Origin of the sequence: Undibacterium sp. Ji83W (genome assembly GCF_049340385.1) — a bacterium.
Taxonomy (GTDB): domain Bacteria; phylum Pseudomonadota; class Gammaproteobacteria; order Burkholderiales; family Burkholderiaceae_D; genus Undibacterium.
In genome coordinates this window covers 23,999-46,280 of record NZ_JBMPOZ010000011.1, presented here as the reverse complement: position 1 = coordinate 46,280, position 22,282 = coordinate 23,999, and the positions used below count along the sequence as shown (strand labels likewise).

At 52.9% G+C, this 22,282-nt stretch carries 18 protein-coding genes; 9 read left to right on the top strand and 9 right to left on the bottom strand.

Going from position 1 to position 22,282, the window contains the following annotated elements; translation table 11 throughout:
- Positions 1–151: 151 nt before the first annotated feature.
- A complete protein-coding gene (locus tag ACO0LD_RS18255) occupies positions 152–589 on the bottom strand; it encodes a hypothetical protein (RefSeq protein ID WP_423009353.1) in 438 nt (145 codons plus the stop codon).
- A 49-nt stretch (positions 590–638) separates the two neighbouring features.
- Positions 639–854, bottom strand: a complete 216-nt coding sequence (locus tag ACO0LD_RS18250; RefSeq protein ID WP_423009351.1) for a hypothetical protein — start codon at positions 852–854, stop codon at positions 639–641.
- 493 nt (positions 855–1,347) lie between these two features.
- Here ACO0LD_RS18250 and ACO0LD_RS18245 point away from each other — a divergent pair, with 493 nt between their 5' ends.
- The 5 genes from ACO0LD_RS18245 (at position 1,348) to ACO0LD_RS18225 (ending at position 10,611) form a co-directional block, all read left to right on the top strand.
- A complete protein-coding gene (locus tag ACO0LD_RS18245) occupies positions 1,348–2,322 on the top strand; it encodes a DUF535 family protein (RefSeq protein WP_423009349.1) in 975 nt (324 codons plus the stop codon).
- Positions 2,323–2,723: 401 nt separating this feature from the next.
- Entirely contained in the window at positions 2,724–3,140 is a 417-nt protein-coding gene (gene arr, locus ACO0LD_RS18240; protein ID WP_423009713.1) for an NAD(+)--rifampin ADP-ribosyltransferase, read from the top strand.
- A 628-nt stretch (positions 3,141–3,768) separates the two neighbouring features.
- A complete protein-coding gene (locus ACO0LD_RS18235) occupies positions 3,769–7,875 on the top strand; it encodes a response regulator (protein WP_423009711.1) in 4,107 nt (1,368 codons plus the stop codon).
- Between the two features lie 186 nt (positions 7,876–8,061).
- Complete coding sequence (locus ACO0LD_RS18230) at positions 8,062–9,006, top strand: diguanylate cyclase domain-containing protein (RefSeq protein ID WP_423009347.1); 945 nt, start codon at positions 8,062–8,064, stop codon at positions 9,004–9,006.
- Positions 9,007–9,306: 300 nt separating this feature from the next.
- The gene (locus tag ACO0LD_RS18225) at positions 9,307–10,611 is read left to right on the top strand and encodes a HEAT repeat domain-containing protein (RefSeq protein WP_423009345.1); all 1,305 of its coding nucleotides are present in this window, start codon (positions 9,307–9,309) and stop codon (positions 10,609–10,611) included.
- 281 nt (positions 10,612–10,892) lie between these two features.
- Here the strand turns inward: ACO0LD_RS18225 and ACO0LD_RS18220 are convergent, their stop codons facing one another.
- Together ACO0LD_RS18220 and ACO0LD_RS18215 are read right to left on the bottom strand one after the other, a co-directional pair.
- The gene (locus ACO0LD_RS18220) at positions 10,893–11,318 is read right to left on the bottom strand and encodes a hypothetical protein (protein ID WP_423009343.1); all 426 of its coding nucleotides are present in this window, start codon (positions 11,316–11,318) and stop codon (positions 10,893–10,895) included.
- 130 nt (positions 11,319–11,448) lie between these two features.
- The gene (locus ACO0LD_RS18215) at positions 11,449–11,760 is read right to left on the bottom strand and encodes a hypothetical protein (RefSeq protein WP_423009341.1); all 312 of its coding nucleotides are present in this window, start codon (positions 11,758–11,760) and stop codon (positions 11,449–11,451) included.
- A 555-nt stretch (positions 11,761–12,315) separates the two neighbouring features.
- On the opposite strand from ACO0LD_RS18215, the gene ACO0LD_RS18210 reads away from it, so the two are divergent.
- The gene (locus tag ACO0LD_RS18210) at positions 12,316–13,194 is read left to right on the top strand and encodes a HEAT repeat domain-containing protein (RefSeq protein ID WP_423009339.1); all 879 of its coding nucleotides are present in this window, start codon (positions 12,316–12,318) and stop codon (positions 13,192–13,194) included.
- A 141-nt stretch (positions 13,195–13,335) separates the two neighbouring features.
- On the opposite strand, the gene ACO0LD_RS18205 is transcribed toward ACO0LD_RS18210, so the two are convergent.
- The 3 genes from ACO0LD_RS18205 to ACO0LD_RS18195 all read right to left on the bottom strand — a co-directional run bounded on the left by ACO0LD_RS18205 (position 13,336) and on the right by ACO0LD_RS18195 (position 16,307).
- Positions 13,336–13,821, bottom strand: coding sequence for a hypothetical protein (locus ACO0LD_RS18205; RefSeq protein WP_423009337.1), 486 nt, complete (start codon positions 13,819–13,821; stop codon positions 13,336–13,338).
- Between the two features lie 99 nt (positions 13,822–13,920).
- Complete coding sequence (locus ACO0LD_RS18200; protein ID WP_423009335.1) at positions 13,921–15,072, bottom strand: branched-chain amino acid ABC transporter substrate-binding protein; 1,152 nt, start codon at positions 15,070–15,072, stop codon at positions 13,921–13,923.
- A gap of 242 nt (positions 15,073–15,314) precedes the next feature.
- Entirely contained in the window at positions 15,315–16,307 is a 993-nt protein-coding gene (locus ACO0LD_RS18195) for a LysR family transcriptional regulator (protein WP_423009333.1), read from the bottom strand.
- Between the two features lie 269 nt (positions 16,308–16,576).
- Here ACO0LD_RS18195 and yjjJ point away from each other — a divergent pair, with 269 nt between their 5' ends.
- Complete coding sequence (gene yjjJ / locus ACO0LD_RS18190) at positions 16,577–17,938, top strand: type II toxin-antitoxin system HipA family toxin YjjJ (protein ID WP_423009331.1); 1,362 nt, start codon at positions 16,577–16,579, stop codon at positions 17,936–17,938.
- A 142-nt stretch (positions 17,939–18,080) separates the two neighbouring features.
- Entirely contained in the window at positions 18,081–18,989 is a 909-nt protein-coding gene (locus ACO0LD_RS18185; RefSeq protein ID WP_423009329.1) for an amino acid ABC transporter substrate-binding protein, read from the top strand.
- 253 nt (positions 18,990–19,242) lie between these two features.
- Here ACO0LD_RS18185 and ACO0LD_RS18180 read toward each other — a convergent pair whose 3' ends face one another.
- Together ACO0LD_RS18180 and ACO0LD_RS18175 are read right to left on the bottom strand one after the other, a co-directional pair.
- Positions 19,243–20,439, bottom strand: coding sequence for a M20 aminoacylase family protein (locus tag ACO0LD_RS18180; protein ID WP_423009709.1), 1,197 nt, complete (start codon positions 20,437–20,439; stop codon positions 19,243–19,245).
- Between the two features lie 4 nt (positions 20,440–20,443).
- Positions 20,444–21,673, bottom strand: a complete 1,230-nt coding sequence (locus ACO0LD_RS18175; RefSeq protein WP_423009327.1) for a diaminopropionate ammonia-lyase — start codon at positions 21,671–21,673, stop codon at positions 20,444–20,446.
- A gap of 132 nt (positions 21,674–21,805) precedes the next feature.
- Between ACO0LD_RS18175 and ACO0LD_RS18170 the strand changes: the two genes are divergently transcribed.
- Positions 21,806–22,276 (top strand): Lrp/AsnC family transcriptional regulator, encoded by a 471-nt coding sequence (locus ACO0LD_RS18170; protein ID WP_423009325.1) that lies wholly within the window; start codon positions 21,806–21,808, stop codon positions 22,274–22,276.
- The last annotated feature ends 6 nt before the right edge of the window (positions 22,277–22,282 follow it).

Genomic DNA, 22,282 nt, shown 5'->3' with positions numbered 1-22,282 from the left:
CCCAGTATACGCTGCGCAGATACGAACGTGGGAAATGTCAGGCTGGGGCAGATGCTTTAAAGAGCTCGTGCATGACGTATCTCAAAGTCGCACCACACAGAGTGCACTGTGCGGAGCGCATGAATGGCAAACCCTGTCACCATCGCCTGTTTCAAGCCCGGCGTTTTTGCCCCTTGCCAGGGGCAGGCCCAGTGGCATCATCTATATCCATGGCCTTGTCGGCTGCAAGCTCATAGGCTTTCCGATCTATTGTCTGCCTGTAGGTATTCAACAATGCACCTCCTATCGGCATAACGATCAGGCCGCCAGTATGCTGGAACATCTCATAGTATTGCATAAGCAAGCCCATGGTAAAAAGTGAGCCACCTGCACTGAGGACCATGCCCCAGGTTCTGGTCTTTGGCAGCGTAAGCAAAATAGCATAGGCCAGTATGATCAATAAAATGGGCGCAGAAACTGCAAAATTTTGCAGGCCGCGCATATTTTTGAAAAAGAAATCTGTCTGGAAAAAATATTGCCAGACTGGCGGCAACCACATCACGATAGTCAGGGACCATATAGCGATTAGCGTATCTTTGCTTTTGGGCATCTGCATTGCAGGATTCTTTAATTTCAATTGATGATATGCATAGCCAAAGCTACGGACCACGCTCAGCATCCTCCTGCTCTATCCCCACAAGTTTCAAGGCCAGCACGGCAAGACCCAGCACGATGCCAACAAAGATGTCAGTGAGCTTGCCCGAATAAGGTAGCAGGAAGATGCTGTACATGATGCAAGCCAGGATGATGACAATGCATGCCCCCACGACCATCGTCCTGATGATTGTCGCTTTGTTTGCGGGAGGTTTGTTCATGTCAATCACGCCTTGCCAAGCCAGACCTGGATTGTGCTACATACCTTTATGCCACATTTTACTTCGTATTGGCAAAAAGTATTTAGTACTTCGCAATTTATATTTCCTATCAGCAATAAGTTCACGTACCTGCATTGGCTATTGGCGCACTGTCGGAATTGCATCCCGCTTTTACAATCGTTTTCAGTCGCTGGTAACGGGCTGCTGCCGTACTTGCATGCAAAAACTGCGAGGATGGGTCACCCAAGAACTGATGTGAATTGCAACATAACGTTACAAAGCAAAATATCTGCCTCCAAAATCGGCTAACTCCGGCTTTTTTCTTTACCAAAGTCAACATTATTTCCATGCGGAAATTATGCAAATTTATCATTTTCTCTTAACTCCACACAAAATGATAACAAATTGACGACAAAATTAAGCTTGCTAATATATTCCATCATTTGATACATTGGGTTACATTTATCCGCAGTACGAAACAAATGGTGCGATCGTGAATATATTGAACTGGCGTGAACTATGGACTGCAGGCAGGGTGCTGGAGGCCATTGATACAAAGAAGCTGCATGAGACCGGCAGTTTGATGGATAGCTTGCGCTGGGCTTTGCAATTGCGCCTGAACGATAGCAAAAGCAACCTGAAGAGCAAATGCCTGTTCGTGGTACGCAGCGGCTTGCGTCCGCAGATCAGCTTGCGCTGGTATCACTATCTGCACCAGACCTATTTGCGCAATGCCGCGCCAACAGATATCGCTTTGCTGGACGCCATACACCGCCCTTTCTTTGACCGCCAGATTTGCCAGGTCTCGCGCCTGCGCCTGCTGCGCAATCATTTTCATTTGTCTGACCAGCTATTTGGCCGCCACCGAGCACAAGACATGCTGTCTGGCCGTGACTTTACACTGGCGACGATACAGGGCAAGGATCAGGAAGACTATCGTATCAGCCTGTTTCGCAGTTGTGCCTTCAAACGTGAAGGCGGGCTTAGCCTGGGCCTGTTCCAGGGCACGAACCTGCTGCAGTGCATCAGCTTTTCTTTTGACCGTAAAGACCATCAATTGATGATACGCGTAGGTGGCCTGCAGTCTTGCAAGCACAATGCCCGTGATGTCATGCGCGCCTGTACCAAGAACCTGCATGGCATACAACCGCGCCTGTTGCTGATAGAAGCACTGCGCAGCCTGGCGCGCGAGCTGCACTGTGCCGGCATAGAATGCATCGCCAAAAAGAATCACATTTACCAGTCCTGGCGCTACCGCTTCAGCAAGACCATCAAGGCAGAATATGACAGCCTGTGGCAATCCGCCGGGGCTGCAGCGCAGGCGAATGGCAATTTCCTGTTGCCGCTGGCGAGTGATGATGTACCACTGTCGGAGCGGCCATCCAACAAGCGCAGCGAATACAGGGCGCGAGATGGCTTGACGACGAGGATGCGGGAAGGGATCAGGCGGAGCCTGGTGGGGGTTTGATGCAGGTTTGATGTGAGCTTGCGGCAAGAATTTCCGACTGCGATCCTACCGCAGTTGCCATCATCGCCATCGTCACCTTAACGTAGCCGCTATGTGAGGCGCATTGCAATGCGCCTCATGAAATCATCATATCTCAGGGCAAATCATCGTTGCCGTGTGCGGGGTGCACATGCGGCGCAATATATTGCGCCCTACGTTACGGCTGCGTTTCAACAATGCCGCTTGCCCTGACCAGAAGAGCTGATTGCCTCAAAAATAAGTCGATTCGATCGCTGTGAATCACCTCTCCCCAAACAATCCCAGCCAGATTTGGATACACTATCCAGTATCAGTCGCGCCCTCCCCCAATCACGCGACGAACACCGCCAAAACAACCGGAGATATTCATGAGCAATGGATCAATGTCAAATCCTGAGGACCTGCGTGCGCAGACGCTTTATCACGGCACACGGGTTGACCTGAAAACGGGAGACCTCATCGCGCCTGGTTACAGCTCCAACTACGGCAAGGGCAAGAAGGCGACGTACGTCTACCTGAGCGCTACACTGGATGCGGCCACCTGGGGGGCGGAGCTGGCAGCAGGTGACGGCCCCGGCAGGATTTATATCGTTGAACCGGTTGGCGAGATCTTTGATGACCCCAACCTGACGGATAAGAAATTCCCTGGCAACCCCACAAAATCATACCGTAGCCGTGAGCCATTAAGAGTCGTGGGCGAAGTCAGGGATTGGCAGGGGCATCCGCCAGAAACGCTCAAGACCATGAAAGACCATATTGAACAACTGAGGCTACAGGGGATTGAGGCGATTGACGATTGAGTTACTTTCATGCATTCATGGGCATGCGTTGCAATTATTCCGGGTGGGATGATCGCAAACGGTATTTTTGAGCGCAGCCGTGAAGTAGGGCGCAATATATTGCGCCGCATGCACACCTCGCACACGGCAAAGATAATTTACTTGAGGATACAGTGGTCACATGCGACGCATTGCAATGCGCCTCATATTATTACGGTTACGTTACGGCTGCGTTACGGCTACATTAGGTCGATGATGGCGATTGCAGTAGGTTCGCAGGCACAGTGGTAGCGTAACAAGACGACTTTCGCTGCAAACCCGAATCAAACTCCCAGCAAACTCCGCCCGATCTCCTTACCCCCTGGCCCGCAAGGTGTCTTGTAACACACCGTTTTTGGATTTCGCCTATCAATCGAAAATGAACTTTCATTTCGTCCATATGCTATGAATCACGCAGGTGCATCATGTCAAATCCACCCCCATTACGACTCGCAGGTAGTGTCTTAGCTGCAGTGCACAAATCGCGCGAGCATCAATAAACCACACACGTCTGGCCTCAGTCTGCAATTTCCAGCAGAAAATCGTGTAAACTTAACCACACTATCCTCACCCACGCCATACCCAGCGCCTCAACCGGAGAACAAGCTTGATGACAGCCCAGCATGAGCCTACGTCTGCCGCCAGGGTATTGCTACCGGCCTGCCTCTGGTATTTTGTGCTGGCGGTGGCGGGTATGTGGCTGACGCGGGGGGAGAACCAGGTTTCGATACTCTGGTTTGCCAATGCGCTGGCAGTCGCCTATATGTATGGCCAGGGGCGCACGGGTCAATTGCAGATACTGGTACTGACGATGGTGGCCAGCCTGGCGGCGAATCTGCTGACGGGCAATAACCTGGCGGTTTCTACCCTGTTCACGCTAGCCAATGCGCTGGAAATCGTGCTGGTAAGTTATACCATACGCCATGCTGGGCTGGACCAGAACTTTGAGCAATCCAGTGGCGACATGCTGAAACTGATACTGCTGGGCTTTTTGCTGCCCTGCGCCTGCAGCGCCACGCTGGCGGCAGCACTGGCTGCCTGGGTCGGCCTGGGTGAGTTTGAGCTGATCTTCACTGGCTGGTATGTGGCTGCATCGCTGGGGCTGATCCTGATTTACCCCCTCGTGCGCATGATGCGGCGTGATGCAGCCCCCGCCTGGGCCAGCCGGATCAACTGGAAACGCTTTGCCCGGTTTGCCTTGCCGATACTGGTGCTGGTACTGGTCTCGCTGCTGTATCTGCCACTGCCCTTCCTGTACATTTTGGTGGCGCTGACATTTGCTACCCACAAACTCAATTTTGATGAATCGCATTTGCTGACTGTGCTGGCCATCACCAGCCTGGGGCTGATGTTAAGCCTGGGCAATGTCATGCCACTGGGTGGTGTGGCGCGCTGGCAATTGCTGTTTGTCTACCTGCCTATCCTGATCACCTCGGTGCCGCCAATGTTGATGGCAGCAGCGCGCAATGAAAACCTGATCAAGGAAGCAGAACGCCAACGATTTTCTGAAGAGCTGCAAAAGAGCAAGCAGTCACTACAATCCACCATCGACCATATGCCAGCGATGATAGGTTATTGGGACCAGAAATTGCACAATCACTTTGCCAATGCCGCCTACCACAAGTGGTTTGGCCTGACGCCTGAGCAGATACGCGGCATGCATATACGCGATGTCGTCGGCCCGGAAATTTATGAGCTGAATTCCCACCATATGCAGGCAGCACTGGACGGTGAGCCGCGAATATTTGAGCGCTCCATCGTCGACCCCGAAGGTAATCTGCGTTATGCACTGGCCTACTATACGCCGCATGTCGTCGCCAGCCAGGTGCAGGGTTTTTATGCTTTCGCCACAGACATCACGCCGCTCAAACAGGCACAACTGCAAGAGAACCGCGCCCAGGCAAAATTGGCCAGTGTGATTGAAGCCGCCAGTGAATTTGCCATCATCGCTACTGATATGGACGGCACCATCACCCTGTTCAGCAAGGGTGCAGAGCGCATGCTCGGCTACCAGGCCAGTGAACTGGTGGATCAGAAAACACCCATCATCTACCACCTGCATGAAGAAGTCATCACCCGTGGCGCAGAGTTGAGTGCTGAACTGGGCTATACCGTACAAGGCTTTGAAGTCTTTGTCGCCAAGGCACGGCGCGGCTTGCCGCAAAGCCAGCAATGGACTTATCTCAGCAAGCAGGGCCAGCACATTCCTGTCAGCCTGATCATCAGCACCATCCATGATGAGCATCAGCAAAACATCGGTTTTTTGGCCATCGCCACCGACATCGGCCGCCAAAAACAACTGGAAACCTCATTGATTGCCGCCCGCGACCAGGCCGAGATGGCCAGCCGCACCAAGTCAGAATTCCTGGCCAATATGAGCCATGAAATCCGCACCCCCATGAATGCGGTGCTGGGCATGAGCTATTTGCTGGGCAAGACTGACCTGACCTCTACCCAGCGTCATTATCTGGAAATGATACGATCGTCCGGCCAGTCTTTGCTGGGGATCTTGAATGACATCCTGGATATCTCGAAGATAGAAGCAGGCCGCATAGAATTGTCGCCGACCCGTTTTTATCTCAAGGATGTACTCAGCGCGCTGGCCAATATGATGTCGGTCAATGTCGGTGAAAAGCAGCTGGAATTGTCGATGGGCATAGACTCTGCCGTGCCCAAGGAATTGATAGGTGACGCCCTGCGCCTGCAACAGGTACTGATCAACATCATCGGCAATGCCATCAAGTTTACCGCGAGTGGTGAAGTCTCGCTGCTGGTGCAAAAAGCAAACCCGGCAAACCCGGTAGACACAGTTGACGCAGCCAGCCAGAGCGAAGACAGTCTGATGATACAGTTCATCATCCGTGACACTGGCATAGGCATGTCGGCAGAACAGATCAGCCGTCTCTTCAATGCCTTTGAACAGGCCGATGCCTCGACCTCGCGCCGCTTTGGTGGCACCGGCCTGGGGCTGGCCATCTCCAAACGTTTTGTCGACCTGATGGGCGGTGATATCCGTGTCAACAGCCAGGAAGGTGCAGGCACGGAGTTTGTCGTCAGCGTGCCCATGCAAACTGCGCCTGCACTGGCGCAAGATAATGCCAGCACAGCGCTCAGCAGCAACCAGGCCAGGAAAATCCTGGTGGTGGATGATAATGCCACCAGCCGCAGCTATATCGCCAAGACCATAGAAGCCTGGGGCTGGCACGCCGACACCGCCAGCACTGGTGAACAAGCCCTGCAAAAAGTGCGCGACCACCTGGCGCATATGCCCGCTGCCGAAGATGAATATTGCGCCATCCTGATCGACTGGCATATGCCCGGCCAGGACGGCCTGGCCACCCTGGCCGCCATCAAGGGCATGCAAACCAGCCCGCGCATCCCCCTGATTTTAATGAGCAGCGCCTATGACCGCAGCGCCCTGCAAATGGAAGGCCAGCCCGGCGCACCCGATGCCGTCTTGCTGAAACCCGTGACCGGCTCCAGCCTGTATGATGTGCTGCAAGAAACCAGCCTGCATCTGCACCATGCTGCCACCACACTCTCTGCCGCAAACCAGAACAAGCAACAGACCATGAACAACAGCAGCAGCAACCACAACAGCAACAGCCCCGTCAAAGTCGGCACTGGCAGTTTTAGTGGCAAACATATCCTGCTGGTAGAAGACAATTATTTCAACCAGATCGTCGCCACCAAAATCCTGGAACAAACCGGTGCCAGCATCAAGGTCGCCAGCAATGGCAGCGAAGCGGTAGAAATTTTTAAAATCGCAGAAGAACAGTTTGACCTCGTCCTCATGGATGTGCAAATGCCCATCATGGATGGCTGGACCGCCACCGAAATACTGCGTAAGGAATTAGGTTTGCCCATCCCCATCCTGGCCATGACCGCCGGTGTCATGACGGCAGAGCGCGAACAGTGCATCGCGGCAGGCATGAATGATGTCATCTCCAAACCCATAGACATAGACCAGATGCTGGGCGTGCTGGCGCGCTACCTCTCGCCCGAGCAGCCCGTTGCACCTGCGCCTTCCCACAAGCCGGTTGCCGCTGCACCACTTGCCAGCGCAAAACCAGAGGCATTGCCAGAAGCATCGCCACCTGCAAGCACAGCAACAGCCCCCCCGGCCAGCGGCATCTTTGACCCTGGCAAAATCATGGCACTGGCCAAGGGCAATACTGCTCTCATCAAAACCCTGTCAGGCGTCATACAAAACATGATCAACCATGCCAGGAAAGATTTTGACCAGGCCGTCAGCCACTGGCAGCAAGGTGACGCCCAGCAAGCCGCCCGCACCCTGCACACCATGCGCGGCAGCATAGGCACCCTGGGTGCCAGGGACTTTGCCGGGGCTGCCCTGGCACTGGAACACGCCATCGTCCAGCAAGACCAGCAACGCGTCCCCAAGTTACTGGCAGATGCCGACCACCAGCTCAGCCTCACTATCTCCAGCGTGCAGGCCTGGCTGCATGAACAAATGGCGCACAACGCTACGCCCGCCCCTACCGCAACTACCGCGAGCCAGATCAAACCGGCTGAACTGCAGGAATTAAAAACCTTGCTGCAAGCCCAGAACATGCGCGCCACCGTCCGCTATGAAGAACTGCAGGCCAACCTGAAACAGCACTGGCCCGCCGGGCAGCAGCAAGCCATGCAAGATGCCATGCTCAACCTGGACTTTGCCACCGCTTTAAACTTGCTGGATGAGATCACCGTATAAATATTGCAACAAAGCAAAATTCGATTGCGTTCTGCATAACAAATGTTATGCTGGGAAGTCAGTCCGGCAAGAGCGATGAACTTGGCAATGTGCTTTACAATGCGCTTTGCAATGCGCTTCAAAATGAAATACGGCAATGAACTAAAGCAATAAATTAAAGTAATAAGTTAAGCACCATGTAGAGCCATGCCCAACAAAAAATCCCTGGCCAGCCTGATCGACAATCTTGAGTTTCTGGCGCATCGTCCGCGCATACTCGTCGTGGATGATCAAGTCATCAATATCCAGGCCCTGTACCAGATCTTTGCCAAAGACCATGAAGTCTTCATGGCCACCAGCGGCCAGAACGCCCTCGATTTTTGCAAGAAAACCCCGCCTGATCTCATCCTGCTCGACGTCATGATGCCCGACATGGATGGCCTGGAAGTCTGCGCCCGCCTGAAGCAGGATGAATACACAGCCGACATCCCCGTCCTGTTTGTCACCGCCCAGAACGATGCCAACCAGGAATCGCGCGCCCTCATGGCTGGCGGCATGGATTTCATCAGCAAACCCGTCAACCCCGACGTCGTGCGCGCCCGCGTCCGCACCCATATCACCCTCAAGCTGCAGCGCGACCTGTTAAAAAAACTGGTCTTCACCGACCCGCTGACCGGTCTCGCCAACCGCCGCAGTTTTGACCAGGCCATCGCCAAAGAATGGCGACATTGCCAGCGCAACAGCAAATCCCTGGCCGTGCTGATGATAGACATAGACTGCTTCAAACAATACAACGACACCTATGGCCATCAACAAGGCGACACCTGCCTGACCGTCGTCGCCAACTGCCTGCAAACCAGCCTGGGCCGCCCACACGATGTCGTGGCCCGCTACGGCGGCGAAGAATTCATCTGCCTCATGCCCGAATGTGAACTCGCCGGTGCCATCACCAAAGCCAACGCCCTGCTACGCTCCATCACCGACCAGACCATCCCCCACAGCACATCCAGGGTCAGCGACATCGTCACCCTCAGCATAGGCGTCGCCGCCGTCATCCCCAACGAGCAACACAACACCGCCGACCTCATCGCCAAGGCAGACCAGAAATTGTATGAAGCCAAACAGGCGGGGCGGAACCGGGTCGGGGCGTAGGGCCAGTTTGTGGGGTGTGCCGCGCTTACCGTTCGCAATCACGATTGCCGTAAATTTGAATACCAAAACCGGTGCGCACGGCACACCCTTCGGGTTTGAAATAAGCCTATCCCAATGGTGAACATCGCCGTAAGGTAGGGAGTATTGCAATGCGCCGCATGGTATCCTCACCCACCGAAAAAATATCTTCCCAGTTAACGACGCGCACGTACGGCACAATATATTGCGCCCTGAATGAAGGTGCTATGCCACGCTATGTCACTCGATTCACGCCAAGCCAACACTTTTTACTTTTAAGTCATGCAATTCTTACGACTCGCCGTCACAACCACCGCAACATTATTCCTGCTGGTTGCCTGTCAAAAAAATATCGATGTCAATTTTGATCCGTCTGATATTAAACCAATAGCTGACGTGAACTTACCAGACGCAGATGCAGACTTGCCCACTATCTTTTCCAGGCTTGACGTTCAATTTGCAAAAAACAAGATCCAGGTGATGCCACCGCTTGATGATCAGGAAATTGATACTTTGGAACAGCAACTGCCCTGCAAGCTACCACCGATCTTGAGAGCGATGTATCGGTGGCACAATGGCATCGTGGAATTCACACCTGCATATGAATTCCAAGCTTTAAACAAGGTCGTAGAAGGGTACAAATTCTTCAAACGCTTGAACAAGGAATCCGGCTTGAATGAGAGCGAAGGTTGGCCAGCGCACTTTTTGCCGATTTTGCAGTTTAACGGCAAAATGTACCTGGCCCTGGATTGCAAGGATCAGGGCCACACTCCTCTGTTTTCTTATTTCATCGAAGACGGCGCGCCCCAAGCCATGTACCGTGGCCCTGGCCATCTGCTACAAGTAATGCTGAGTTCTTACGAATCAGGCGCATACAGACGTGAGTTTAATAGTATGGAAGTTGATACCCTTGCAGAAGCCAAGGTATTTCGCCAACATGCTTTTGCAAGTGAACTGCAAACCATGGAAGATAATTGGGTGATGACGAAAAAATTCCTGCCGACGGCCAAAGGAGAGAACTTCAGGACGGTGGTTGGGTCCATGGACCCTGACGAACGCGCCATTCCTTTCCTGATAGATAAGTTGCGTGATGCAGATCCAGAAGAAATCGTTGATATCTGTCTTGCATTTGGCAATTTTAAGTCAGAAGCAACAAGACCCGCATTAAATGATTTGCTCAAACACAAATCATCCCGAGCACGCGATTTTGCAGCCAGCGCCTTATCAAAATTGAGAGGCCCGCAAAGCCCGGCTGAAACTGAGACCCTGCTGACCATGCTGGAAGATAGTGACAAGCTGGTACAGCTCAGCGCTATCCAGGCATTGAAACATGCCAAATCCTATCGCGTGATCGATACCCTGATTGATAAGCTGCATCACAGCACGCCAGGAATACAGGTCTATATTATTGGCACATTAGCCGATATAGGCGACAGGCGCGCCCTGCCTGCATTAAAAGAACTACAGGCCAGTTTCCCTGCGCAACTCGATAACAAACGATACGCCCGCGCCCGCGGCGATGATCCCGCACCTGCTGATTTCAAATCAAGCGTCGATGAGGCGATCAGACGATTCGGGCAACAGTGATTTTATACTCAGAGCTCTTGCCGACTATCGTTCATCTGGCAAAGCCTGATGATCACAAGTACGCAGGCTAAGCATCTGCTCCCACACGCGCCGCATTGTAACGCACCTCACGTTACGACTACATCAGGGTGATGCTTGCGGCTAGGATGTACGCAAATCCTGCCCTGTAGGGTGCGCCATGCGCACCGATGTCACCAAGAAAAAAACGCGCCACATCTCACAATGGCGCGTTTCTCTTTACTACTTAATCTACTGCTCAATTTACGGCTTACGCCGCAAACTTATTTCACTGCTGGTGTTACTGTTTTGCTGGCACCTGCCGTTGCAACTTTGCCTGCGTCAGTTTTTACTTCCGCTTTGACCTCTGGCTTGGCTTCTGTTTTCACTTCAGTCTTTGCCTTGGCATGCTTTTCATGAGCGACATGCTTGGCGTGCTTTTCATGTTTCTCTGCTGTTTTTTCTACTGCTGCAGTTTTACCTTCAACTGCCGGTGTTACCGCTGCAGTTGTGGTTGTTACCGTTGTCGTCACTGCCTTGCCTGCAGGTGTAGTAGTCGTTACAGCTGGTGTTGCTGCTGTCGTCGTTACTACTGCAGGTGCTGCTGTTGTTTTTGCTGGCGTCGTTGCAACAGTCGCCGCAGGTGTTTGTGCAAATGCGCTACCCATCAAAACAGTAGAAGCGATCAGGGCGGTAATGAGTTTGTTCATGGTGATATTCCTTAATATATATGAGCGATTTGCGTATTTTTTTACCGGCAGCTTTTGCTGCCGGTATGTGTTCTAAAACTGCTTATTGAAACTTTGTATTGAAACTTTGTATTGAAACTTTTACTGAAACTTATTTCGATGCTGCGCTGGCTGCGGCAGAGGCGCCTGCTACTTTCGCTTCTTTCTTGCTGTGTTTAGTGTGCTTTGCAGCTTTTTCGCCTGTGTGCATGACTGGCTTGGTTTCTGCAGCTGGTATTGATGCACTGGCTGATGCAGGTGCTACCACAACTTTAGCTGCCGGGGCAGATTTGGCTACACTCGCTGCTGCCGCGGCTGTTGCTGGTTTTGAGGCAGCAGTAGCAGATGCGGAAGCTGGTGTCTGTGCAAATGCGCTACCCATAACAACTGTGGAAGCGATGATGGCGGTGATCAGTTTGTTCATGATATTTCCCTCTTTATGTTTGGGTTGCTTGCTTGGTTTTGCATTTCGTTTTGCGTCTCGTAGTCACGCTACGTAAGCCAAAAACGCCGCCCGGATACATTGCGTTGACGCAAAAAACCACAGGACATGGGGCTTAGTGTTGTTGCTCTAAACGACATGCCACCTGTCAACCGAATGCCATGCTCATGCGTTACGCGCGTAGGAACATAAAAAAACGACGCCTGCTTGATGCATGGCGTCGTTTTGTTTTGGGAGAGAGTGAGCACGACAAACTGTGCCCCTTAAGCGAAGTCGTGACGTAGGGCACAATGTATTGCGCCGCATGTCAACGTCGTGCACGGCAAAGATATTCGGCTTTTGAATGCGGTACTCACATACGGAGCATCGCAATGCTCCTCCCGTTACGACTATGTTAGGGCAATGATTTGGATATGCGTGCTTTTCCCCTACTGCCTTACTCATCACCGTTGCCACAAAACACAATACGTTCCTGTGAATCGCACTGCTCTAACCGAATGTCAGTACAATCATGGCACCTAACCATGAAGGCAAGACATGTACGACGAACATACATGGATGCAGAATGCAATAGCCGAATTCGCCCATGCAGATACCAAACAGAAAATCGCTTATCTGGAGAATTTTTACCTGCGTCTGCGACCTTTACCCATAAAGATACAGACACTGATATGCGATGTTGCCGGGCAGAGCCCGCCTGCTGACAATGATGGTGATCAAATGAAATGGCGCCATGCCATCATCGGAGCGCTATCACGTTGTGACGAGATGAAGCAGCCTGCCATTGCTCTGTTGTGTAACTACCTTTACAGCAGTATCTGGCATTTGCGTGGCAGCGCTGCAATCTCGCTCGGAAAGCTGGGCGTGGATGACACTGCCATCATCAGCCGCATCGGCGACCTGTTATCTGACCATGAAGGCAATGATGAATTTGTCCATGAGTATGCGCTGATCGCGCTGACACATCTGGGCAGAGCCGGGCGACAAGAATTGTCGAAGATACTTGATCTCGCCAACAATTTTCTTCTGGAAGAAGGGAATGGCTGGGACAATAGCACGGCGTATCTGCCTGATTGCCTGGCCAACCTTGAAGTACGCACGCCTGAAGTATTTGACATATTGTGCAGCATTGTGCGTGAACATCGCTACTTCAGCCACGATGCCTGCCTTGCCCTGGCCTTGCTTGATGCCCCGGCAGAGCTGGCAAAACCAGCCATTGCAGGCTATCTGCTCAGTGACGAATTTTATATTTATGAGGCGTCCAAGCTACATGAACTCATCAACGCATTGATAAATGTTGCCGAGGGTGACCATGCCATCATCATGCAATGCCTGGAACATCTTTGCAATGACTGCAACACTGAAATGGCCAGCATTGCCTGGGAATATCTGGACAGGATGCGGCGTCTGGCCTGAGCACCCCGGCACACCGCAAGCGTGTGTCGACGTCCGGTAGGGTGCGCCGTGCGCACCTGGTTTTGATTTAAATGATGGCAATATGTTGGCTGAAAATGGTGCGCACGGCGCACCCTACTGGCATGGGATTTTGATATCCGTTCACAAAAAACTCTTGACCTTCCTTACCCCACGCCTACCCCAACGTCGCGCTGTCCTTTGCGACTGGCTGACGCGGTCCAGCTGTACGCAACGCAGGTGCGAGCTGATGCTCTGGTCTATGTTCCACAGGGCCTGGGTGATGAGCAAATCCATTTCTGTGGTGAACTTGCCTGTCACTGGCGCATTGGTGATGATACGTGGTGCATCTGCCATGCTGATGCGCCACGCGTCTTCCAGCGTGATACCACCTGCGGGTTTGGCGAGGTTCCAGTGCAGGCTGTTTTCTGCTGCCGATATCAAACCTTCTTCCTGCAGGCGCAGGCAGATTTTGCGGATGGCATACTTGCTCATGCCACAGTGTTTTGCCAGTTGATCCAGCCTTACCTCAGCCGGAGCAGCGGCCACAAAATGCTCCAGCACCCTGGCCAGTTTGCGGAACATGCCGTATTGCGAGGCGGGTAAAAATTGTGCTGTGCTCAAACTCATGGCTGGATCTTTCTTTGATACTCTCTTTGATACTCTCTTTGGTACTTTTCAGGCATGGCACATACAGGCAATGTATGCGCCATGCAGTTCACAAAACAATCAGTGCGTTACCGCGATCAACTCGCGCTTGCCACCCTTGTAGGTATACAAAGTCAAAGTACCATCACGAATATCGCCATGCGCATCAAACGCAATTTCACCTGTCACGCCCTTGTGTTTGATCCTGGCCAGTTCAGGCAAGTATTTAGCGGGTTCAGCGGAGTTGGCCTTCTGCATGGCGGCGACCATGGTCATCACGCCGTCATAGGCATAGGGGGCATTCAGCACGACTTCATGCCCATATTTTTTGCTGAAGTTGGCTTTGAATTTATCCAGATCTGCCTTCTTGCCCTCTTCTACCCCGCCTGCCTCGGCACAGACCACGTTGCCTTCACCGATGGCATCGCCTGCCAGTTGTGCCAGTTCTGTCGAGCAGATGCCGTCGCCGCCCATGAACTTGACCTTCATGCCCAGTTGCTTGATTTGCTTGAGCATGGGGCCGCCCACTGCATCCATGCCACCAAAGAAAATCAGATCAGGGTTTGCCGCCTTGATGGTGGTCAGGATAGCGCTGAAGTCAGTTGCCTTGTCGGTCGTGTATTGACGCGAGACGATCTTGGCAGGCATGAGTTTGCCGGTCGCACCCTTGACGAATTCATCTGCCACGCCTTGCCCATAAGCGGTGCGGTCATCGATCACGGCGATATTTTTTGCCTTTTGCATTTGTACTGCATAGCGGCCCAGCGTGCCACCGAGTTGCCCGTCATTGGCGACAACGCGGAAAGCTGTCTTGAAGCCCTGCTGGGTGTATTTTGGATTGGTGGCGGAAGGTGAAATCTCTGGTATGCCCGCATCATTGTATATTTTTGACGATGGGATGGTGGTGCCAGAATTCATGTGACCAATTACACCATTAACCTTGGCATCGACCAGCTTTTGCGCCACGGTCGTAGCTTGCTTGGGCTCACCCGCATCATCTTCTGCCAGCAATTCAAATTTTGCTTTCTTGCCACCGATGGTGACACCTTTGGCATTGAGTTCATCCACAGCCATGCGTGCGCCTTCTTCGGTATCTTTGCCCATGTGTGCAGATGGGCCGGACAAGGGGCTGACGTGGCCTATCCTGACTACAAGATCCTGCGCACTGGCATTGCCTGCCAACAGGATGCCTGCAGAAGATGCGGCGACGATGAGTTTGATGGTCGTGGACATAGGTATTCCTCTCTGAATGGGTTTTAGGTATTGGTTTTGTTAATTCGGTTTCGCCTTTCGGTGATGAATGATTGTCTGGCGCATCTCAATGCACAAGGCAATAATTCTAAGGGTATGAATTAGCAGGACTAATGCGTAAAGACAGGCCACGCCCTGTACAGGTGCAGTGGCCAAGAGGAAAAAGATGGATTAGCAGGGGTAATACTATTGCGCTCAATTTGCCGTTACAGCGAGCCAGAAAATCAGACCAGGCGCGCAATACCTGACAAAATGGCATTGCGCTGTGTTTCAAATTCGCGACACTCTTCCGTCAGCCAGTCTTTGAAGATACTGACGGACTTTTTATTACCCACATGCTCATTGATGACTAAAAAATAAGCCGCACTGGCCTTGATACAGATAGGCACGGTAGGCTTCAACTGCCCCTGGATGAGTTCATCGAGTATCAATGAAGTGCGCGCCATCGCCATGCCCTGCCCGTAGGTGGCAGCATTGATGGCCAGGTGCGAGAGATTGTATTGATGGCCGTGGCGCACAAAATCCTGCACCTCGTTGTCATTGCACTGGGTGGCAATACGCATCCACTCACCCCATTCTGCATAGGGTGGCGCGTTCTCCCAGGGGGAATCATCATGCAGCAGGATGTGCCCGGTAAAATCAGATGCCTGCGCCAGCGCCGGGTAACGCGCCAGGTAATCACTGTTGGCCACCGGCAACAGGTATTCAGACATCAACCTGCTGGCATGGTGGTTACTCTGGTCTGGCCCCTGGCCGTACAGCACCAGGATGTCTATGGATTCTGCACTCATCTTCAGCGCGCTCATGCCAAACAGCTCACCACGCAAGTGGATTTCTATCTCCGGGTACAGCCGCCCAAAGCCACTGAGCCTGGGCATGAGCCACATCATCGAGAACGAGGGGGATGAGCGTATCGCCACGCTCTTGTTGTTCAGGCTCGGTTGTATGGCCTGTAATTGCAGTTCCAGCTCTTGCAGCAGGCGGTTGACCACCCTGTGCAGCTCGCTACCCTCGCGCGTCAGCCGCAGGCTGCGCGTCATGCGCACGAACAGGCGCGCCCCTATCTGTTCTTCCAGCCCCTTGATCTGCTGGCTGACCGCCCCCTGGGTCACATGCAACTCAGCCGCCGCGCGGGTAAAACTCAGGTTGCGCGCCGCTGCATCAAAGTATTTGAGTGCATGTAAAACCAGGGGAGTAACAAGCTTTTGGGTGCGCATGAGCGGGCTTTAAAAGTGGGGCTAGGGTGATTATAAGTTTGAAACGTACAAACCGGGCTATGTCGGACATATGTACTCATTCAGGAAACAGAGCAGGCAAATATTCCAAGGTGCCTCTAAAAGTATCTTTATAGAAAAATTATTAAAAGTATCTTACCAGAGAATCTATTCACAAATCTATTCATTAATCTATTCACTAATCTATTCATTTAGAGTAATCTTCTCTATGAAATATACTCAATATTATCTATTCAGTGAAACGCAGTAAAATGTCTAAAAATCAACAACTGGGCAAACTCAGGCATTTGCTCATGCAAGGGCCACAGAAAACCGCCGCCATCCTGGCCGCGCTGGACATCAGCCAGCCCACGTTTTCACGCCTGTGGTCTACTGCGAGCGATGGTTTCGTGATAGGAGCGGCCAGGGCGCGCAGCTATGCCTTGTTGCGTCAGGTGGCCGGAGTGGATACACCGATACCAGTATTCAGGGTGACTGAGCAGGGGCAGATCGAATCCATAGGCAACATCGATCCACTGCAAGGCGCTTATTACGCGCTCACAGGCAAGTCCAGCCAGTTGTTCCAGGGCATGCCTTATTTTCTAAGTGACCTGCGACCGCAAGGTTTTTTAGGTCGCATGGAGCCGGGCAAAAATCCTGACCTGGATTTGCCTGCAGATATCCTGCGCTGGACGGATGAACATGTCCTCAAGTACATTGCACGCCGCAGCGAACATGCTGCAGGCGACCTCATACTGGGTAATGAGTCGTATGCCCGATATCTGTCCGACACAGGCAGGATACATGCATCAGTGATACCAGAATCACAGCGTCAGGCGCTCTACCCTGCCATGGCGGAAAACGCCATGCAAGGAGAACCGCCTGGCTCCTCTGCGGGTGGAGAACAACCCAAGTTCACTGCGATCGTCCAGCGCGATACACAAAGCGCTGAGACAGAGAATATTGAACATGTCATCGTCAAATTTTCACCTCCGGTTGATACGACAAACGGTGGCCGTCGCTGGGCCGACCTGCTGATCTGCGAACACCTGGCGCTGGAAATCTTGGCACACAATCAGATTGCTGCGGCAAAAACCGCACTGATTGAAGCTGGTGGACGCGTGTTTTTGGAAGTGCTGCGTTTCGACAGAGTGGGCCTGAAAGGCCGCCGCCCCATGGCCACCTTTGCTGCCATGGATGGCGACCTTGGCATGATGGATCAAAAATGGACAGCCGTCGCACGCGAACTTGCCCGCATGGGGCAGTTGTCTGCAACAGATGTAGAGACCGTTGAAATTCTGGACCTTTACGGCACACTGATAGGCAATACAGACAAACACCACGGCAATATCGCGCTGGCCTGGACATTTGAGCAGCGTCACCATTTACTGCCAGCTTACGACATGCTGCCCATGTTCTACCGGCCCAACGCACATGGCGAGATCGTGCCGCGGACATGGGTAGCTAATCTTGCCGCAGGTCTTGAGTTGCGCCACCTGCCCAGATGCTATGACATGGCGCATCAATTCTGGACAGCAGTATTAAATGACAGCCGTATTTCCCAGGCATACAAAGATGAAGTGGCCGAGCCTCATTTGAAGACCCTGAGCACTTTGAATAATCAACGTGAGTGATCACGCAAAATGCAAGCAGATTAAAACGCAATAGCCCCGCTAATAACCCCGATTAGAAATTATCGTTTGTTGCGCAAAACGACAGCACCCACAATCGCAGCCATCATGTGCACCCGCTCATGAACACGATTGGGGAAATACCATGCACGTACTTAGCGCAAGATACCAGGCAGCCATGCTGATCATGGCAGCCGCAGCATTCAGCATATCCAGCAACTCAGCAATGGCGGGCGAGACGCTGGAGCGTATCAGCCGCAGTGGCAAGATCGTGCTGGCGACCAGGGATGCGTCCATTCCTTTCTCCTACAAGGACAATAATGGCAAACCCCTGGGTTATACGGTGGACATCTGCCTCAAACTGGTCGATGCCATCAAGCTGCAACTGAAGCGGCCTGATCTGCGCATCGACTATATGCAGGTGACACCGTCCAGCCGTTTCAAGGCCATTACCGAAGGGCTGGCGGATCTGGAATGCGGGCCTACCACCAACACCGCAGAGCGGCGTGCGCTGGTGGGTTTTACGATTGCGAATTTTATTGCCAGTGCAAAGATGCTGGTCAAAAAAGACTCTGGCATACGCAACTGGGCAGACTTGCGCAACAAGACCATTGTCACTACCGCAGCTACCACCAATGCCAAGTCGATCGCTGACCGCAATGACGTGGGTGCCTTGCGCATCACCCTGCTGGAAGCGAAAGATGACCTGGAATCTTTCCATCAGGTAGAAACCGGCAAGGCCGATGCTTTTGCCATGGATGATGTCTTGCTGTACGGCCTGAAGGCCATGTCCAGGCACCCGGCAGATTACCAGGTTGTCGCCAGCCCGCTGACGGTGGAACCGTATGCCATCATGTTTTCTAAAAACGATATCGAACTGAAAAAGCTCATGGATGCAGAAATGGCCAGGATCATTTATAACGGCGATGTCGAGAAGCTGTATAAAAAATGGTTCAACAATCCCATTCCGCCTTCTGGTGTGAATCTGGATATGCCGATGAATGCCTTGTTGCGTAATTCGTTTCAGTTTCCGTCTGATAAGGTGGCGGATTGAGGAGGTATGCTTTGTGCCAGCGGAATCTAAGCCAATTGGTATATCCCCTCCCTTTCAAGGGGATGTAGTCGGGGTTTCATAAAGCATGCTTTGTGCCGACGGAATCTAAGCCGCTTGCAAGCGGCGCAGTGGACGGGCTAGGGTGGGGATGGGTTTCAGTTGATTTACCAGCAATGATATTTCGTCAGAAACCCATCCCCATCCCAACCTTCCCCTTGAAGGGGAAGGAGTTTAAAAATGTCACTCCAGCGAGTCAGAAGATTCCCCCCTCACCCAACTCCAGCCGCACAATCTCAGCAAAATACTGCGCCCCCGTCGCCAGGATTTCATCATTGAAATCATAGCCCGCATTGTGCAAGGGGATGCCACCCTGGTCGAGGGCGACGCCATTGCCGATGAAGCTGAAGTTGCCCGGCACGACTTGCAGGAAAGCGCCAAAGTCTTCAGAGATCATCATGGGCTGCACGTTGGCATCGACCTTGTCTTTGCCGACGATGTTGGCGGCGGCCCTGGTGGCGACATCGACAAACTCAGCCGAATTAACAGTCGGGGCAAATTCATGGGTATATTCAAACACGCATTCTGCACCGTGCACGTGGCAAATTCCCTCACTGATGTCGCGCATGCGTTGTTCGAGCATTGCTTGCACCTCGCGGGAATAACTGCGGGTATCGCCCTTGATGATGACGTTCGATGGGATCACATTCCTGATGCCGTCAGTGATGAATTCAGTGCAGGAGATCACTGCCTGCAAACCTGGGTCAAGATTGCGCGAGACGATGGTTTGCAAGGCCAGCACGATTTGCGAAGCGATGACTATCGGGTCTATGCCCATGTGCGGCCTGGCTGCATGGGTGCCACGTGCCTTGATGTGGATGACGAAATTATCTTCCGATGCCATGATGCCGCCTGCGCGGGTAGCGAAAGAACCCGCAGGCATGCCCGGCATATTGTGCACACCAAAAATCGCAGCGACAGGGAAACGTTCAAACAAGCCATCCTGCATCATCGCCTTGGCACCGCGCCCGTGTTCTTCTGCCGGTTGAAAGATAAAGCGCACGGTACCGTTGAAGTCTGGCCTGGCGGTTAATAATCTGGCTGCGCCCAGCACCATGGCCATGTGGCCGTCATGCCCGCAGGCGTGCATTTTGCCGTGCGTGCATGAGGCATGTGGCCTGTCGGGTGCGTTCTCGGTGATGTGCAGGGCATCCATGTCGGCGCGCAAGCCTATCGCCCGCTTGCCATTACCTGCGCCATTACCTGCGCCCTTACCCGCACTGAGGCTGGCCACCAGGCCGGTGCCGCCTATGCCGCGATGCACTTCCAGCCCCATGTCCTGCAAGGCTTTGGCGACATAGTCAGCAGTTGCGACCTCTTCAAAACCAGTCTCTGGATGCTGGTGCAGATGCTTGCGCCAGGCCAGCAATTCTGCCTGCAATGCTGATTCCAATGATTCATTCATGATGCCTGTCCTTCCAGGAATTTTGTTGAGCAAGTACCGCGCCTGCCGATACGCCGACCAGATCGTGATACACCGCTGCTGCCGTTGCGCCTTCGGTATTGATGACCAGCACCCTTGAGCTGGCATCCAGGCCCACTTGCTTCATGCAGACCTTGTTGCTGCAAATACTCAGCAGGCCAGCCAGACCCGCCACGCCAGATTCGCCAGCAACTATGGGAATATCCGTCTCGCTGCCCGCTGCCAGCACGCGCATGGCCTGGATGGCGAGTTCATCCTCTATCGTCAAAAAATAATCGACAGCAGGCTGCAAGAAGCGCCAGGCCAGAGGCGAAGTCTCGCCACATGCCAGGCCCGCCATGACGGAATCAACAGAACCCGTCGCCCTGCTCGCCCGGCCATGCAAGGCACTTTGGTAAAGACAATCTGCCTGCGCAGGCTCTACCACGATGAAGCGCGGGCGGTTGACGCCATACAATTCCCAGAAATAACTGACTATTCCGGCAGCCAGGCCGCCGACGCCGCCTTGCAGAAAGATATGAGTGTATGCGCTTGCTCCCTCATTTCCAGCCATCTGCTCCACCACTTCAGCAGCAATGGTGCCATAGCCTTGCATGACATCACGCGGGATATCTTCATAACCTTCATACGAGGTATCTGAAATCACCTGCCAGCCATTGGTGCGAGCCGACTCTGCGGCTACTTCCACTGACTCGTCATAATTACCTGCGATGCGCACTATCCTGGCACTATAGGCCGCAATGGCGGCTTCGCGCTCTGCACTGACATGTGCATGCAAGACAATCACACACTGGCAGCCTGCAGACTTTGCGGCGGCTGCCAGGCTGCGCCCATGGTTGCCATCGGTAGCGCTGATGACGGTATAGTCTTGCAGCAGTTGTGCATAGCGGCCTGTCAGTACCTGTTCAGGGACTATATCGTGGCCAGGATAAAGCCGCAAAACCTGCCTGACCAACGCGACAGGTGCACCCAATGCCTTGAAACTTCCCAGCGGTGAACGGACTGATTCATCCTTGACATGGATACTGCCCACCTGCAATTTAGCTGCCAGATCCGGCAGAGCATGCAGTGGCGTTGCAGCGCTGGCCAGTTCTTTCCAGGGTGCCAGCCAGCGCTGGCTCTCCTGCGCATTCTTTATGTTCATGATGGCAGCAAGATCAGCGGAATAAGGCCGGCGTACAGCGTGTGGATTGGATAACAGCATGCTTGTTCCTGACATTGGTGATGATGGTTATTGCAATAATATTCCGTAGTCAGTGGTAAGATTTACGAAAATAACAAGGATGAACGCAAAATCTTTGCATAGATAAGCATAACTAACAATAACGGAGCATGCATGACTACCCTGGACAATTTTGACCGCCGCCTGCTGGCAGAAATCCAGCAAGACAGCAGCCTGCCACAAAGCACGCTGGGGGAAAGGGTTAATCTCTCCACCGCCGCCGTCAACCGCCGCCTGAAGCGCCTGAGTGATGACAAGGTCATAGAACGCTACAGCGCACAACTGCGCCCGGATGCACTGGGTTACCCCCTGACCATCGTCGTCGAAGTGGAAGTAGAAAACGAGCGCATGGATTTGCTCGACGCCATGAAAACCGCCTTTCTCGCCTGTCCCCAGGTGCAGCAATGTTATTACGTTGCTGGCGAATGCGATTTTGTCCTGATCTTCATCGTGCGCGACATGGCGCAATACACCGAACTGACCCGCCAGCTTTTCTTTGAAAGCAATAATGTCAAACGGTTCAAGACTCTTGTGGCGATGAGCAGGGTGAAGACGGGGCTGGATGTGCCGGTGGATCAAATCTGATGCCTG

Excerpts from the sequence above, each read along its gene's own strand:
- ACO0LD_RS18255 (WP_423009353.1), bottom strand. The coding sequence starts at position 589 with ATGCCCAAAAGCAAAGATACGCTAATCGCTATATGGTCCCTGACTATC.
- ACO0LD_RS18250 (WP_423009351.1), bottom strand. The coding sequence starts at position 854 with ATGAACAAACCTCCCGCAAACAAAGCGACAATCATCAGGACGATGGTC.
- arr (WP_423009713.1), top strand. The coding sequence starts at position 2,724 with ATGTCAAATCCTGAGGACCTGCGTGCGCAGACGCTTTATCACGGCACA.
- ACO0LD_RS18235 (WP_423009711.1), top strand. The coding sequence starts at position 3,769 with ATGACAGCCCAGCATGAGCCTACGTCTGCCGCCAGGGTATTGCTACCG.
- ACO0LD_RS18230 (WP_423009347.1), top strand. The coding sequence starts at position 8,062 with ATGCCCAACAAAAAATCCCTGGCCAGCCTGATCGACAATCTTGAGTTT.
- ACO0LD_RS18225 (WP_423009345.1), top strand. The coding sequence starts at position 9,307 with ATGCAATTCTTACGACTCGCCGTCACAACCACCGCAACATTATTCCTG.
- ACO0LD_RS18220 (WP_423009343.1), bottom strand. The coding sequence starts at position 11,318 with ATGAACAAACTCATTACCGCCCTGATCGCTTCTACTGTTTTGATGGGT.
- ACO0LD_RS18215 (WP_423009341.1), bottom strand. The coding sequence starts at position 11,760 with ATGAACAAACTGATCACCGCCATCATCGCTTCCACAGTTGTTATGGGT.
- ACO0LD_RS18210 (WP_423009339.1), top strand. The coding sequence starts at position 12,316 with ATGTACGACGAACATACATGGATGCAGAATGCAATAGCCGAATTCGCC.
- ACO0LD_RS18205 (WP_423009337.1), bottom strand. The coding sequence starts at position 13,821 with ATGAGTTTGAGCACAGCACAATTTTTACCCGCCTCGCAATACGGCATG.
- ACO0LD_RS18200 (WP_423009335.1), bottom strand. The coding sequence starts at position 15,072 with ATGTCCACGACCATCAAACTCATCGTCGCCGCATCTTCTGCAGGCATC.
- ACO0LD_RS18195 (WP_423009333.1), bottom strand. The coding sequence starts at position 16,307 with ATGCGCACCCAAAAGCTTGTTACTCCCCTGGTTTTACATGCACTCAAA.
- yjjJ (WP_423009331.1), top strand. The coding sequence starts at position 16,577 with ATGTCTAAAAATCAACAACTGGGCAAACTCAGGCATTTGCTCATGCAA.
- ACO0LD_RS18185 (WP_423009329.1), top strand. The coding sequence starts at position 18,081 with ATGCACGTACTTAGCGCAAGATACCAGGCAGCCATGCTGATCATGGCA.
- ACO0LD_RS18175 (WP_423009327.1), bottom strand. The coding sequence starts at position 21,673 with ATGCTGTTATCCAATCCACACGCTGTACGCCGGCCTTATTCCGCTGAT.
- ACO0LD_RS18170 (WP_423009325.1), top strand. The coding sequence starts at position 21,806 with ATGACTACCCTGGACAATTTTGACCGCCGCCTGCTGGCAGAAATCCAG.